The organism is Oscillospiraceae bacterium, from assembly GCA_022483045.1.
In the GTDB taxonomy this organism is placed as follows: domain Bacteria; phylum Bacillota; class Clostridia; order Oscillospirales; family Acutalibacteraceae; genus Caproicibacterium.
This window is the reverse complement of record JAKVOA010000001.1, coordinates 284,994-299,091: the sequence shown is the minus strand read 5'-3', so window position 1 is coordinate 299,091 and position 14,098 is coordinate 284,994. Positions and strand designations below refer to the sequence as shown.

Here is a 14,098-nt window from a genome sequence, read left to right as displayed (position 1 = left end):
GGTCCGCTGAATTTCACAGGTCCTCCAATGGCTGCTGCAGATGCACTTTTGCTTCTGCGGCGCGGATATACTGCTGTGCAACCCGCGGTGAACGGCCGCCATGCATGGTTGCCCAGCGCTCGGCACCGGCCTGCAGCTGCGGCAGATACGCATCCATCTGCCGCTGATGAGCCAGCTTTGCAATAATATCAAGGAAATGGGCTTTATCCGGGTTGATAAAATTGATTGCAAGGCCAAAGCGGTCTGACAGAGACAGTGATTCCTGTATTGTGTCGTTGCGGTGCACGTCGTCGCCTTCGCGGTCTGCAAAGTTTTCGCGCAGCAAATGCCGGCGGTTTGATGTCGCATAAATCAGCGAATTTTCCGGCTTGGCAGCAAGACCACCCTGCAGCACCGACTTGAGCGCCGCATATGTGCCGTCCTGGCTGGAAAACGACAGGTCATCGATAAAAATAATAAAGTGCATGGGAATGGCTGCAATCTGATCAACCAGATACGGGAAATCCATCAGGTACTCTTTCGGCATTTCAATCACGCGCAGACCTTCTGTATAAAAAGCATTAAGCAGTGCCTTTACAGTAGAAGATTTTCCGGTACCGCGGTCTCCATAGAGCAGGCAGTTATTTGCCGGCAGATTGCGCAGAAATGCGACTGTATTATCAATGGCCTGGCCGCGCTGCACTTCATAGCCTTTCAAGTCCTCCATGCGCTGCGGGTCCGGGTGAGCAACCGGCAAAATCTTTTTATCGCGCCAAATAAATGCGCGGTAGCGCGCGTACATGCCGCAGCCATTTTTGCGGTAATACTCAGCCATGCGCGGAAGATACTCTGACGGCGTACCAGAAAGCTGCGGCATAGGCTTGCCGCACTTCCAGCGGGGCAGCGGCGGCAGATCTTCAAAGCTGCAGTCAGCCAAAAGGTCGTCTGGTGTCAGCTCTGCAAGGCGCAGAATAATCTGTAAATCGCGCCGGACTGCGTCCATCATGGACGGGGCAAATTGTGTCTGGCCCCCTGCGGCAGCCAGCGAAAAGCCGTTTTCATCATACAGTGCGGTACTGGTTAAGTGATTTGCAAAGCTTTCGCTGCTGTCGCGCTCACACAGCACCGCAAAGAAATCGCCCCACGCGCGCAGAAAACTTTCGCGGGTGTCAGCCCAAAGCAGCCGGTAAAAGGCCGCTGGCACGGTCCTGTTTAAAATGCCACGATAAATTGAGAGCGAAGCCATTTCTTCCGCCGCCCGTCTCATCAGATTCATATTGTAAGTCCCTCACTTCCTCATTTTTATCATTGTACCTAAATCGTCCGAAATCGTCAAGTTTTCACCAGTACTTTTCCTCTTGACAATCTGTTCCTTTTTTTATAGAATAGATATGTTCTGCAAAAATAGAATACGGAGGGTTACTCAAGTGGTCGAAGAGGCGTGACTCGAAATCTCGTAGGGCGTGTATAGCGCCGCCAGGGTTCGAATCCCTGATCCTCCGCCAAAAATCCACCGCAGCTTTGATACAAAGCCGCGGTGGATTTTTTATAAATTCCGCTGTCTCTTTTGGATTCAAAGTGCAGATTATTTGTATAACCTTTATAGACACATTTAAACACAAACTGTCGGGAGCAAATAATACGGAAGCGCTATAATAAAAATGCAGAGAGGAAGTTGGTTTCATGAACTGGATTGAAAGTATAAGCAAAGCTATCCAGTATATTGAAGACAATTTGGAAAAGGAATTAAAAGTAGAAGATATAGCTGCAAAAGCATTTATATCACCGTTTTATTTTCAAAAAGCCTTCAGCTTGCTTTGTGGATTCACTGTTGGAGAGTATATTCGCAACCGCAGATTAGCCAATGCGGGAAAGGACTTGCTTACAACAAATGAAAAAATCATTAGTATTGCCATGAAGTATGGATATGATTCTCCGGATAGCTTTACAAAAGCATTCACTCGATTCCATGGTGCTACGCCTACTGCGGTGAGAAAAGGCGGTAAAACGATTAAAACATTTGCACCGCTAAAACTCAAATTTTTATTGGAAGGCGGTTATATTATGGATTACAAAATTGTTGAAAAAGAAGCTTTTAAGGTAATCGGCGTATCAAAAATATTCAATGGTGAAACCTCGTATAAGGATATCCCCGCATTTTGGACGGAGCATTCTCAATCTGACAACGGAAAATACATCTGCGGTATGTATGGTGTGTGCATTGAAAAAGACGAAAAAAGTCAAGAATTTGAATACTTGATTGCAGATGATTACAATGCGGAAAAACGTTTACCCGAAAAGTTTAAGATTTTTGAAATTCCAAAGCATACATGGGCAGTCTTTCCATGCGTCGGCCCTCTGCCAAAAGTATTACAGAAAGTCAACACAAAGATATTCTCTGAATGGCTGCCGAATTGCACAGATTATGAAATTGACGGAGGATATAATTTCGAATATTATTCCAACCCAAACGATTATGAAAAAGGGACTCAAGATGAAAAGTATGACAGCGAGATTTGGATTCCCATTAAAAAGAAGCAACCTACGTTATGAGGATAATCCGAAAGAATGGATTTACACTTGCATACGCCGCAGAAGGATTCAGACCTGCCCAGAGCTTTCCCTCTAAAAATCTGCACCCTGTATCAAAATGATCAGTCTTTTCCCAAAATACCTGCACACGGTTTTGCCGCCTGCAGGTATTTTTATATGCTACCCCAACATTTTATAAATTTCTTTTGAAAAGTGATTGACTTGGAGTTCACTCCATGGTATATGCTGTAGCCAAAAGAGGCAAAGAATAAATGCACCCGGCAGACAGCACAAGGAGGAACCACAATGGCAACTGTTTATTTTACAAAAGAAATTTCCCCAAAAAGTTTAATCCGTATTTATGAAGCGCTCGGTATTTCCCTGCCCGGCAAGGCCGCGGTAAAGATCTCTACCGGTGAGCCGGGCGGGCACAACTTTTTGCAACCGGTACTGATTGCGCCGCTGGTGCAGAAGCTGAACGGTACAATTGTGGAATGCAACACCGCCTATCCCGGCGGACGCAATGAAAGCCATATGCACTGGCAGACGATTCGTGACCACGGCTATGCCGCGATTGCACCCTGTGATATTATGGACGAAGAGGGAGAGCTTTCGCTGCCGGTCCACATTGGAAAGCATTTGAAAGAAAATTTTGTCGGTGCACACCTGAAAAATTATAATTTCATGCTGATTCTCTCTCATTTTAAGGGGCACATCATGGGCGGCTTTGGCGGTGCACTGAAAAACATGTCCATTGGGGTTGCTTCTTCCCACGGTAAACTGCGTATTCATAATGCCGGCCTCGGCGAAAGCTTTGACGCGATGTTTACAACCGACCACGACTCGTTCCTGGAGTCTATGGCTGAAGCGGACGAATCCGTTATGGACTTTATGGGCCGGGAAAACATTCTCTATATCAGCGTTGCAAACCGACTTTCAGTAGACTGCGACTGCAGTAACAATCCCGCCGAACCAAAAATGGCCGATATCGGCATTTTGGCTTCCGCGGACCCGGTTGCACTGGACCAGGCATGTGTGGATCAGGTCTACGCTTCCCCGGACAGCGGCAAAGCTGCACTGATTGAGCGAATGGAGTCCCGCCACGGCATTCATACGGTCGAGACTGCCGCCGCACTGGGCCTTGGCAGCCGCAAATACACGCTGGTTTCTATTTAAAAGACGACAGAGGTGAGAAAAATGACCATTACAGAAGTCAGTAAGAAATACAGCATTTCACCGGACACGCTGCGCTATTACGAGCGCATTGGGCTGTTGCCGAAAATCGGCCGCACGCCCGGCGGCGTACGGAAGTATTCCGAGAGTGACTGCAACTGGGTCGAGTACATTAAATGTATGCGGGGCGCCGGCATTTCGGTAGAAGCCCTGATTGAGTACGTCACACTGTTTCATCAAGGTCCCGCTACCATTGACGCACGCAAAAAGCTTCTTTTAGAGCAACGGGAGCAGATTGCGGAACGCATTCAAGATTTAAATGAAGTCCTTGCCAAACTGGACTGGAAAATTGACGGCTATGAAAACCGCATGCTTCGCTATGAGGAAGAAAAACTGAAATAGGCCGATTCCTGTATTTTTTGATTTTAGAAGCAGAAGAGTAAAAAACTGTTGACTTTCTTTATTGTGCGTGGTATTATATATAAGCACTCTCAAGAAGGGGTGCAGTCAACAGGATATCGCGGAGTGGAGCAGTCCGGTAGCTCGTCGGGCTCATAACCCGAAGGTCGTTGGTTCAAATCCAGCCTCCGCAACCATGAAACCTGGCAGAGAAAATTCTGTCAGGTCTTTTTTATATTTCGATACAGTATATCTGCCACATCTGTCCCTGAAAAAGGCAGGAGGAAGCCCCATGTTTATCAGCGATACGTGTTCTTTTTCCTGTGGAGAAAAAAAGATGCAGTTCTCTGCCTTCGCTTACAGAAAAAAAAGCCGGCATGACCCTTACGATACAGATTTTAATTTTACTGTCGCTGTAAAAGACGGCTTGTGGAGCGGCTGTGCAGTATTTAATACAGACTACACGATATTTTCAGAATTTGTAAATGACCTTTCCGAAATGTACCGTTCTTTATCGGGAACGGCCGATATTACTGACTTGGCAGACTGTGAATCAAGCGTCGCCTTTGAGGCAGACAAAACCGGACATATCCATATAGAAGGAACCCTTTGCGACAATTTCAGGGAAGGGCCGCAGCTGCTGAAATTCTGTTTTACGGTGGACCAATGTGACTTAAAAGAATTTATTGCCCAATTAGATACGGCCGCCGCAAAGATTTCTCTTCCGCCCTACCGCAAATAGGAACTGCCGTACGGGAAAGTTTGGGTCCCTGCTTTTTTTCCCGCATACGAATGGATTAGAAAAGGAAACGAGAGTATGAATGCAATTAAAGAATTTCTGCTGGCTGCCCTGCCGTGGATTGCGATCGGGATTTCGGTAATTCTCGTCTTTTCCAGTCGGGAGCAATTTCAAGCAGAAGAAAACACACAGAAAGATGACGCAGCTTCCAGTCATGCGCTTTCAAGCGGCGTCGGGACAGGGCTCTGCCTCGGGACAGTCGTCGGTGTGGCGCTGATGCAGAAATACGGTACAGCGGCGCTCTCCTACGGGATATGCTTTGGGGTGCTGCTGGGCACGCTGGCAGGGACATTTCTGCAGAAACACAGAAAATAATCGTATTGCGGATTTCCGCCTTCTTCCTAAAGGCGCAAAAGAAAAGGCCTAAAAAGCAGCTGCCTAGAGCCGGTATAGAAAGATACGGCAGGCAAAAAGTTTTTTTGCAGATACAAAGTTAAGTCGGAAAAATTGCAGAAGTTTTATAAGAAAAAATACCGCTCTGCTGAAAAGCAGGGCGGCATTTTTTGTACGGCTGTTATATTTTTGCGCAGGCAGCTGCAAGGCTGCCTTTCCGCCTCACCGGGAAGCATGCAGGCAGTTTTTCAGCAATTCGGTAACTTCCTCTTTTTTTACAAAAGCAGGAATACTCTCTTCGCCCGTTTCGCATAGAAACAGGAAGCGACTATCCCAATCGGAAAAAGTAATGCTGCACTTTGCGCGGCGACTTTTCAGTGCATCGCCAAAGCGGGCACGCAGCGCCGCATTCGGCCGGACAAAGCCATAAACTGTAATGCCGTCATCGGAAAGGCCAGACGGCAAAGTACGTATGTAGTCCGCTGATAAATCCAATTCGACCGGTATTTCGCCAAGGCCGCATGGAATTGACAGCATCTGCGGAAATACCGTACGAAAGTGATCTGGTGTCATAAAGGTTTGGAGCACGACAAATTCAGCATTCTGATAGCGTTTTGCTGCCATAAAAGCACCTCCTGTTTTTCAGCTACAAAGAAAATCCTGCACGGTAGATGTGCAGCAAATCCTGCTGAGTTGGCTTTACTAAACAGTTTTCTATATTTTTAGAGCGTATGGCAATCGCCGCAAACTGCTCTGCTTCCTTCTCAGAAAGCGGCTCTGGTTTTCCCAGCAGTGCAGAGAGAACGCCGCGCAGCTGTGCAACAGAAGTGCAGCCCAGCGCAGACAGCACCTGCTGTACCCGCTGGGGAGATTTTTTGCAAACAAACTCCAAAAAATCGGCAAAGAGCAGGCCGTTTGCACGGCCGTGGTCAATATGTTTAAAGTACGTCAACGAATAGCCCATCGCATGAACCGCTGTGGTGCCGGTGTTGGCAATGACCATACCCGCCTCTGTGGATGCAGCCAAAAGGCTCTGCCTCTGCTGCGGGGAAAGGCTGCCTTTCTGTAAAGAAGAAAAGCAGGCGCCGATACGGCCCAAAGACTCTTTTGCAAGGGCATCTGTAATAACACAGGCTTTGCAGGAAAGCATTCCCTCTGCCGCATGTGAAAGGGCATCGACAGCAGTATGAATCGTTGTGCGCAGAGGAAGTTCTTCCGTGTATTTACCATCTAGAAAAGCAACTTTGGGAAACAGCAGTTCATTTGCAATGCTGCTTTTCGTCTTTGCAGCATCATTGGTAAGGATCGAGGCTTTTGTCACCTCAGACCCAGTGCCCGCTGTGGTAGGAATACAGACAATCGGCAGTGCACCACCCGGGTAGCTGCCGGCAAACAGCGTCTGCGGTGTCAGTTGCGGATTTTTAGCCAAAAGGGCAATCGCCTTTCCGGCGTCCATGGGAGAGCCGCCGCCAATAGCAAGCACAAAGTCCGCCCCCGCTGCACAGGCCATATGGGCGCCTGCATAAGCGCAGTCAATCGTTGGGTTTGCTGTCACCTGATCAAACAGGGTCCACAGGCAGCCGGCTGTCTGCAGCGCCGCCAGCACATCCTCCAGTGCCCCGCTGACCCGCGCCGAATGTGCGCCTGTAACAATCAGCGCATGTTTCCCGATTTCAGAAAGCATAGAAGCGTTTTCTTTGACACAGCCGCTGCCCAAAAACATTCGGGTAGGCATGTAATACTGCATGTTTCCTGCTCCCTTCTCTTTTAAAGTTCCTGGTCCACTTCGGTAAGGACCTCATCCATTTTTGCCATTTCTTCTTTCAGCTGTTCCGGCGTAATAATAAGTGGCGGCGCAATCATAATCATGTTTTCATGCGAATACGTCATAAAGCGGCGCGCGGCCAGCTTTTGAATAATTGCTTTCATAACGCCTGTGGGGTCGCCGCCATAAGATACCATTGGCTCTTTTGTCTTTTTGTCTTTTACAAGCTCTATCGCAGAGAACAGGCCGATATACCGCACATCGCCGACACAGGCGTGCTTTACTTTCAGGTCTTCCAACAGCTCGCCCAGCAGACCGCCGGTCACCGCTACCTTGTCAAGAATATGTGCATCATCGTAAAAGTGCAGGCAGGCAATGCCAGCGGCACAGGCCAGCGGATGGCCACTGTAGGTTAGGCCGCACTGCAGCACATGGTCATCAAAATAGGCTGCAATTTTTTTGCTGACAACCACGCCGCCCAGCTGTACATAGCCGCTGGTAATTCCCTTTGCAAAGGAAACAATGTCTGGCTTTACACCGAAATGCTCAAAAGCAAACATCTTTCCGGTACGGCAGAAGCCTGCCATGACTTCGTCACAAACCATCATAATACCGAATTCATCGCACACTTTTCGCACGCCGGAAAGGTAGCCTTTTGGCGGAATGATGACGCCGTTAGAGCCGGTAATGGTCTCCATGACGATAGCCGCAACGCTGTCGGCTCCCTCATAGATGATTTGCTCGCGCAGTTTGTCTACATAATAGGCAGAAGCCTCTTCTTCGCTTGTAAATGGTGCCTTTTCCCGGTAAAGGTAGGGGTCAAAGAATTTAACGAATCCGGGAATACCCGGCTCCAAGGGGTAGCGCCGGGGCTCACCGGTCAAGTTGCCCGCACCAAATGTAGAGCCGTGGTAGCTGCGGTATCGGGAAAAGATTTTTTTACGGCCGGTGTAAAGGCGCGCAATTTTAATTGCATTTTCGTTGGCATCTGCGCCGCCGTTGGTAAAAAAGACTTTGCCCATATTGTCGGGCATGCGGTCAATGACCATTTTGGCAAGTTTGGCGCGCGGCTCACTGGCGGCGGCCGGTGAAATGAAACAGTATTTTTCTGCCTGTTCCTTAATCGCATCAATAATCTGGCGGTTGCCATGGCCGACATTCAGATTTACCAACTGGCTCGACATATCGCTGTAGCGGTTTCCATCAGCATCATAATAATAAATGCCCTCTCCGCCAACAACCGGAATCGGGTCAATTGCTTTCTGCTTGCTCCAAGAATGCAGATTGTAGGTTAAAGAAAGTTCTTTGATTTCCTGACCTGTCATTTCAGTCCCTCCAAAAATCGCCTGCTACTCTTTCAGCAGGTCTTCAATATAAAACGCAAGAAGAATCTTCAGTTTATCTTCCTGTGTCAATTCACACTGCAGAATTTTCCGAATACGCTTGATTTGATAATTTACCGTATTGCGGTGCACACCGTTCAGCTGTGAAAGGACCTGTACGCTGGAGTCGTGTGCAAGATAATCGCGCAGTATTTTCATGTACTCTGTGCCGTTTTTTTCGTCATAGTCCGCAAGCGGACCTAGGACTTCCCGGTACAGGTCCCTGAGCACTGAAAAATCTTTTACAGAAATCAGCAGTTTGTAAATGCCCAGTTCATCATAGTGCAGATAGGTTTTCCCGCGGCAGGCGGCAATTTTCAGAGCCGCACACGCCTGACGGTACGCCTCGGGAATCCCCTCATAGCCGGATGTCTGCTTGCCAATACCCGCACGTGCCTGAATTGAAGGTTTTCGGTCGGCACAAATTTGGATTAGGTTTTCTGCAAACATCTGCACCTGGTCTGTCTGCAGGCCGCTGGTCACCACAACAAGGCTGCCGTTTTGGTAAAACAGGCTGAACTTGCAGCCCAGCCGCCCCAGCAGACGGTGCGCATGAAAGCGAAGCATTGCCGCCTGCTCGCCGCTGATGGGTGCGCCGCAGCAGCTCAAACGAAAAACGGCAACGCAGTACACACCGGCACTTAAAAAGCCGTGCCGCTCAAAAGTCGGCTGCAAATCTCGCAGGCCGCGGGAAGCAAAGATCAGGTCCCGCAGCGCATTGGCAAGGCTGATTTCATTCTCTTCATTAGCAATAATTCTGTGGCAGAAATCATAAGTAATATCAATCAAATGTACTTTCCACGGTACGCGGAAAAGGGGCAGCCCGTGCTGTTCACAAAAGACAACAACCTGCGGCGGTACAGCATCGATATACGGCCCAAGGTTTACCACCAGCCCTGCGCCGTTGCTTTCGTATAGGCGTTTTGCAAAGTCCAGCAGCCAGTCTGTTCCCTGCTGCCCAATCCCAGTGGTAAAGACCAGCTCGCTGCCATGCAGAAAAGACGGCACCTGCATATCTTCAATCATGTGTACCCAGCGCACATAGTTGTGCAGCCCGGCCCGGCCGGCCAGCAATTCCATCTGGTAGGTCTTTTTTGCCGTACTATATAATTTTTCCAGTGTAATTGCCATAAGCAGCCCCCATTCTGCAGAAAGCTATTCCGGCTTTTTCACCCGTCTGCCGGCAGAGACAGCGCCAGCGGGACAGACTTGCAGGCACAAATGACACCCTGCGCATTTTTTACCAATCAACTGCGGCCTGCGCTTATCTGTCTGCCAGCTGACTGCCTGATGGCCCGCATCTGCGCAGGCAATGTAGCATCTTCCACAGCCGATACAGGATTCTTTATGAAAAACCGGCAAAGAAATTGTTTCCCGGTCCAGCTGATCTGCCGGCACCATATGCGGCAGTGCTTTCCCAATAATCTGAGAAACAGAAGTGTACCCGCCCTGCGCCAAAAAGTGTGAAAGGCCGTCTGTCAAGTCATCGATAATGCGGTAGCCGTACTGCATAACCGCGGTCGTTACCTGCAGGTTGCTGCAGCCCAAAAGTAGAAATTCAGCCGCATCTCGCCAGGTTTCAATGCCGCCCATGCCGCTGATAGGCACCTCTTTCAGCTGTGGACATTTTGCCATATCATGGATAAACCGCAGTGCAATCGGCTTGACTGCCTTTCCGGAATAGCCAGAAACAGCACTTTGCCCGGCCACCTCCGGATTGGCTGAAAATGTTCTTAAATGAATTCCTGTAATACTTTTAATGGTATTGATAGCCGCCAAACCTGTGGCACCGGCTTTTACCGCTGCAATAGCGGGCGGCTCCATATTGCCGACATTCGGTGTCATTTTGGCAAGCACCGGCAAGTGGGTGCCCTTGACTGCAGCGGCGGTATAGCGCGCCACCACATCCGGTTTTTGGCCGACATCTGCGCCAAGACCGCTGCCGCTCATGTGTGGACAGGAGAAGTTGCACTCAATCATATCAACACCGGCCTGTGTCGCCAATTCCGCAAGGCGGGTCCATTCTTCTTCATTGCGTCCCATAATGGAAGCGACAATGACTTTCTGCGGAAAGTCCCGCTTCAAGTCATGCAGATACTGCAGATTTTCTGCAAGTGTATGGTCGGAAATCTGCTCTAAGTTGCGAAATCCAACCCAGGGCGTTCCCTCTTTGCGGATGGTGTCAAAGCGCGGGGAAACCTCCTTTGGCTGCAAAAAACCAATTGTCTTAAAGACAACACCGGCCCAGCCCTGCCGCAGCGCCCGCGCACACATTTCGTAATTACTGCCGACAATAGACGATGAAAGGAAAAAAGGATTTTCACACGGAATCCCGCAAAAGAGAACTGCCAGTGAAACCGCTTGCTTTGGGGCAGCGTACGCTTCTGCAAAGGCGGACAGCTGCTTGATTGGCACCGGCCTCACCGGAGAAAGACACGCCTTTTCACAGGGGGCTGCACAATCGGCGCAGTGCGGTGCAGAAGCAGCGGCGCCGGCTAAGTTTTCAAACCGCAGCGCCCGTACCAGGCGCGCGGGGTCTTTTCCTTTTTCGCATGCCGCTGTGCATGGTGCATTGTAGCAGAGCAAACAGCGCGCGGCATCATCAGCCGCAACTGCCTGTAGTAAAGAGCTGTGCCCGCAGGCGGTCTGCATAGGAATCCCCCCTTAAAAGTTTTCGTCACGGTGTGGTTCACGGTGAATATACTTTCCCCAGCCGTATTGCCCTACAAATTCACCGTTGTTGTATACCAGTTTCCCGCGGCTGTAGGTCTGCACTGGGTAACCGTGCAGTTTCAGGCCCTCCCAAATGGTGTGGTCAGAGTCAGAGTGCATGGCTTTCTGCGTAATCGTAAAGTCTTTTTCCGGGTCATAAACAACGATATCGGCATCTCGGCCAACTTCCAGCAGGCCTTTCCGCGGGCAGCCAAAAATATGGGCCGGATTGGCACAGCAGAGTTCCACTGCTTTTTCAAAGGTGATTCTGCCGCTGTTTGCTGCTGCCAGCATATAAGGATACATATTTTCAATGCCGGCGCAGCCGTTTGGTACCTTTGTAAAATCATCTTTGCCCCAGTCTTTTTCGTACGACTGAAACGGGCAGTGGTCAGTGGCAATGGTGTCGATATCGCCGCGCTGAATGCCTGCCCAAAGGGCATCCTGGCTTGCCTGCCCTTTCATTGGCGGCGAACAGATAAAGTTGCGGCCATCCGGGCGCTTATAGACTTCACAGGTAAAGTGCAGATACTGCGGGCAGGTCTCTGCATAAATCGGGTAGCCCTCATCTTTCGCCTTGGTTACTTCGTCCATTCCTTCTTTATTGGCCAAATGGACAATATACACCGGCGCATTCAGTGACTTTGCCCAGTGAATTACCCGCTTGTCGGCCTCGGCTTCGACAAATTCCGGGCGGCTTAAGTAATGGTACCAGGCGCTGGTCTTACCTTCTTTTAAGAAGCGCTCGGTGTTTAGGTCAATGACATCGGGGTTTTCGCAGTGTACGTTGGTCAGCATACCGGTCTCTTTACCGCGCTGCAGAATCTGTACGATTTCGCCGTCAGTCACCATCATGTGCTCTTTTTTATAGACGGTAAAGCACTTAATACTGGTAACACCGTAATGAATGATATCCGGCCACTCTTCCAGCAATTTACCGCCCAGCATATCGGTCACATAGCAGTGGAAGGCATAATCGACACAGGCCTCATTTTCAGCCATTTTCCGCCGGGCTTCCACGCTCTCGACAATACCATGGCCTTTTATCTGCGGCGCATAATCAAAGACAGTGGTCGTTCCGCCGCAGGCTGCCGCGCGCGTGCCTGCACCGTATCCATCGGAAGAAACCGTACCGCCAAAAGGCATTGCCAAGTGGGTGTGCGCATCTATGGCGCCCGGCAGCACATATTTTCCGGCTGCATCTACAGTCTTTTCCGCAGGGCCCAGGTCTTTTCCAATGGCAGCGATTTTCTGGTCTTTTACCGCAAGGTCTGCTGTAAAGACAGATGAGGGTGTTACAATTTTCCCGTTTTGAATCAATAAGTCATACATTAAAAATTCCCTCCTTCAGTTTTCTTTTCTCAAAGCGGGCGCCTTCCCGAAAAAAGGCGGCCCGCTTTTTTATCTTATTCTTCTGCCTGCTGCAAGAACTTTGCTGCCTGGTCAATTTCGTTTTCGTCCATTACCAGAAAGCCATTGTCCCGCAGCAGCTGTACCGCACATCCCTGACCGGGCCGTTTAACATCGGTAAAAGTACCGTCATATACGTATTTGCTTCCGCAGGAAGGGCTGTCTTCTTTCATGACAGCAAATACCACGTCGTTTTCCTGTGCCAGGCGCAGCGCTTCTTTTGCACCGCAGCGGTAGGCCTGTGTTACATCCTCTCCGCTGCCGATTTTCACGCAGCTGCCAACGATCTGTGCATCCGGGCGCGGGGTTTTTAGCCCGCCAAAAGTCTCCGGGCAAACCGGGACCAGACGCCCCTCTGCTTTCCACTGCAAAAACTGTGGAACCGTGCAGGGACAGTCGACTGCATCATACCGGCAGTGCCAGCCATAAAGGTAGCCGCTTACAAGGATTTTTTTCATGTTGCCTTCCGCCTTTCTCTTTTAGGAAGCAGTGGAGCCGGTTGCTTCCTTCCAGTAGCTCGCATCAATGCTGCTGCTGAGGCTGATTGCTTTCTTAATCAGGCCGTACTTCTTGCCCAGGTCAATGGTCTGCTGCAGCTTCTTTTCATCCAATTTACCGATCGTCTTTGTATCCATTCCGCTTGGGCAGACTGTTTCAGCCACCTTCTTAGCCATGAACTGCTGATGCTTCAGGCTGACGCTCTTGCCGGCGTCCCAAACGATCTGTGCCGCTTCGTCGGTATGTGCGCAGGCGTACTGCCAGCCTTTCAGGGAAGCGCGCAGAAAGCGGACAACCAGGTCTTTGTTTGCCTCGGCCCACTTTTTGCTGACGCACAGGCAGTCTTCCATCATGGCAACGCCCTCTGTATTCATATCGATTGTTTGATAATTTTTCATGTTGTTATCGTCATCGTCCAAAACCAAGCCCATTTCGTTATAGGTCATGGCAGAAGCTGCATCAATCTCGTTGTTTTTAAAGGCATCCATTGTGAAGTCCTGCTGTACCAAGGAAACGTCTTTATCTTTGTTATATCCATACTTGCCTAAGAGCGCATAAATCTCGTATTCATTTCCGCCAAACCAGTTGCCGACTTTCTTTCCTTTCAAGTCTTTGCCTGTAGTAATGCCAGAGCCTTTTTTCGTCACCAGCTGCAGAGCACTCTTCTGATAAATCTGTGATACGTTGATAAGGTCATTGCCGCTTTCCTGGTAGGTCAGCAAACTGGAGTACCATGTGTGGCCAAAATTTGCTGTACCATTAATGACCTGATCTTCTGCGGTAAAGTCACTGGAACCGGGCGTAATGGTAATGGCAATATTTTCGTCTTTGTAGTAGCCTTTTTTATCGGCCACATAATAGCCCATAAACTGTGCCTGCGCTAGCCACTTATCCTGTAAGACAATCTTGTCCATTTTTCCGGAAGCACTGCTTACCGAAGCAGCTGAAGTCCCGGAGGCGGCAGCAGATGCCTGCGTACTGGAAGAAGCAGCACTTCCGCAGCCTGAGAAAGCGAACGCGGCAGCCAGCAGACCGCCAACTAGAGACACCAGTTTTTTGTTCATAACATTTACCTCTTTTCATGAATTTCTAAGATTTTTCTCTTTTGGCTTTATC

General features: G+C 49.5%; 14 protein-coding genes and 2 tRNA genes. 7 read left to right on the top strand and 9 right to left on the bottom strand.

Annotated features, from left to right (window positions below):
* Positions 1-13 precede the first annotated feature (13 nt).
* Positions 14-1,255 carry an ATP-binding protein gene (locus tag LKE53_01455; GenBank protein MCH3971431.1) on the bottom strand — a complete coding sequence of 414 codons (1,242 nt, stop codon included), beginning with the start codon at positions 1,253-1,255 and terminating at the stop codon, positions 14-16.
* A 137-nt stretch (positions 1,256-1,392) separates the two neighbouring features.
* On the opposite strand from LKE53_01455, the gene LKE53_01450 reads away from it, so the two are divergent.
* The 7 genes from LKE53_01450 to LKE53_01420 all read left to right on the top strand — a co-directional run bounded on the left by LKE53_01450 (position 1,393) and on the right by LKE53_01420 (position 5,197).
* Positions 1,393-1,484, top strand: a tRNA-Ser gene (locus LKE53_01450).
* Positions 1,485-1,662: 178 nt separating this feature from the next.
* Positions 1,663-2,532 carry an AraC family transcriptional regulator gene (locus LKE53_01445; protein ID MCH3971430.1) on the top strand — a complete coding sequence of 290 codons (870 nt, stop codon included), beginning with the start codon at positions 1,663-1,665 and terminating at the stop codon, positions 2,530-2,532.
* Positions 2,533-2,817: 285 nt separating this feature from the next.
* On the top strand, positions 2,818-3,687 hold the full coding sequence (locus tag LKE53_01440; protein MCH3971429.1) for a DUF362 domain-containing protein: 870 nt from the start codon (positions 2,818-2,820) through the stop codon (positions 3,685-3,687).
* A gap of 21 nt (positions 3,688-3,708) precedes the next feature.
* Positions 3,709-4,086 (top strand): MerR family transcriptional regulator, encoded by a 378-nt coding sequence (locus tag LKE53_01435; protein ID MCH3971428.1) that lies wholly within the window; start codon positions 3,709-3,711, stop codon positions 4,084-4,086.
* Between the two features lie 117 nt (positions 4,087-4,203).
* Positions 4,204-4,280 (top strand) — tRNA-Met (locus LKE53_01430).
* A gap of 95 nt (positions 4,281-4,375) precedes the next feature.
* Positions 4,376-4,825, top strand: coding sequence for a hypothetical protein (locus tag LKE53_01425; GenBank protein MCH3971427.1), 450 nt, complete (start codon positions 4,376-4,378; stop codon positions 4,823-4,825).
* A 75-nt stretch (positions 4,826-4,900) separates the two neighbouring features.
* Complete coding sequence (locus LKE53_01420) at positions 4,901-5,197, top strand: hypothetical protein (GenBank protein MCH3971426.1); 297 nt, start codon at positions 4,901-4,903, stop codon at positions 5,195-5,197.
* A 240-nt stretch (positions 5,198-5,437) separates the two neighbouring features.
* Here the strand turns inward: LKE53_01420 and LKE53_01415 are convergent, their stop codons facing one another.
* The 8 genes from LKE53_01415 to LKE53_01380 all read right to left on the bottom strand — a co-directional run bounded on the left by LKE53_01415 (position 5,438) and on the right by LKE53_01380 (position 14,046).
* On the bottom strand, positions 5,438-5,839 hold the full coding sequence (locus tag LKE53_01415; GenBank protein ID MCH3971425.1) for a hypothetical protein: 402 nt from the start codon (positions 5,837-5,839) through the stop codon (positions 5,438-5,440).
* Positions 5,840-5,861: 22 nt separating this feature from the next.
* On the bottom strand, positions 5,862-6,962 hold the full coding sequence (locus LKE53_01410) for an iron-containing alcohol dehydrogenase family protein (protein MCH3971424.1): 1,101 nt from the start codon (positions 6,960-6,962) through the stop codon (positions 5,862-5,864).
* A 20-nt stretch (positions 6,963-6,982) separates the two neighbouring features.
* Entirely contained in the window at positions 6,983-8,305 is a 1,323-nt protein-coding gene (locus LKE53_01405; GenBank protein ID MCH3971423.1) for an aminotransferase class III-fold pyridoxal phosphate-dependent enzyme, read from the bottom strand.
* A 24-nt stretch (positions 8,306-8,329) separates the two neighbouring features.
* Positions 8,330-9,493 carry a PucR family transcriptional regulator ligand-binding domain-containing protein gene (locus LKE53_01400; GenBank protein ID MCH3971422.1) on the bottom strand — a complete coding sequence of 388 codons (1,164 nt, stop codon included), beginning with the start codon at positions 9,491-9,493 and terminating at the stop codon, positions 8,330-8,332.
* A 24-nt stretch (positions 9,494-9,517) separates the two neighbouring features.
* Positions 9,518-11,014 carry an NAD-dependent dihydropyrimidine dehydrogenase subunit PreA gene (gene preA, locus LKE53_01395; protein ID MCH3971421.1) on the bottom strand — a complete coding sequence of 499 codons (1,497 nt, stop codon included), beginning with the start codon at positions 11,012-11,014 and terminating at the stop codon, positions 9,518-9,520.
* 12 nt (positions 11,015-11,026) lie between these two features.
* A complete protein-coding gene (hydA, locus tag LKE53_01390; GenBank protein ID MCH3971420.1) occupies positions 11,027-12,406 on the bottom strand; it encodes a dihydropyrimidinase in 1,380 nt (459 codons plus the stop codon).
* 74 nt (positions 12,407-12,480) lie between these two features.
* Positions 12,481-12,942 (bottom strand): DUF523 domain-containing protein, encoded by a 462-nt coding sequence (locus LKE53_01385; GenBank protein ID MCH3971419.1) that lies wholly within the window; start codon positions 12,940-12,942, stop codon positions 12,481-12,483.
* Between the two features lie 21 nt (positions 12,943-12,963).
* Positions 12,964-14,046: an ABC transporter substrate-binding protein gene (locus LKE53_01380; GenBank protein ID MCH3971418.1), complete on the bottom strand. Its 1,083-nt coding sequence runs from the start codon at positions 14,044-14,046 to the stop codon at positions 12,964-12,966.
* Between the last annotated feature and the right edge of the window lie 52 nt (positions 14,047-14,098).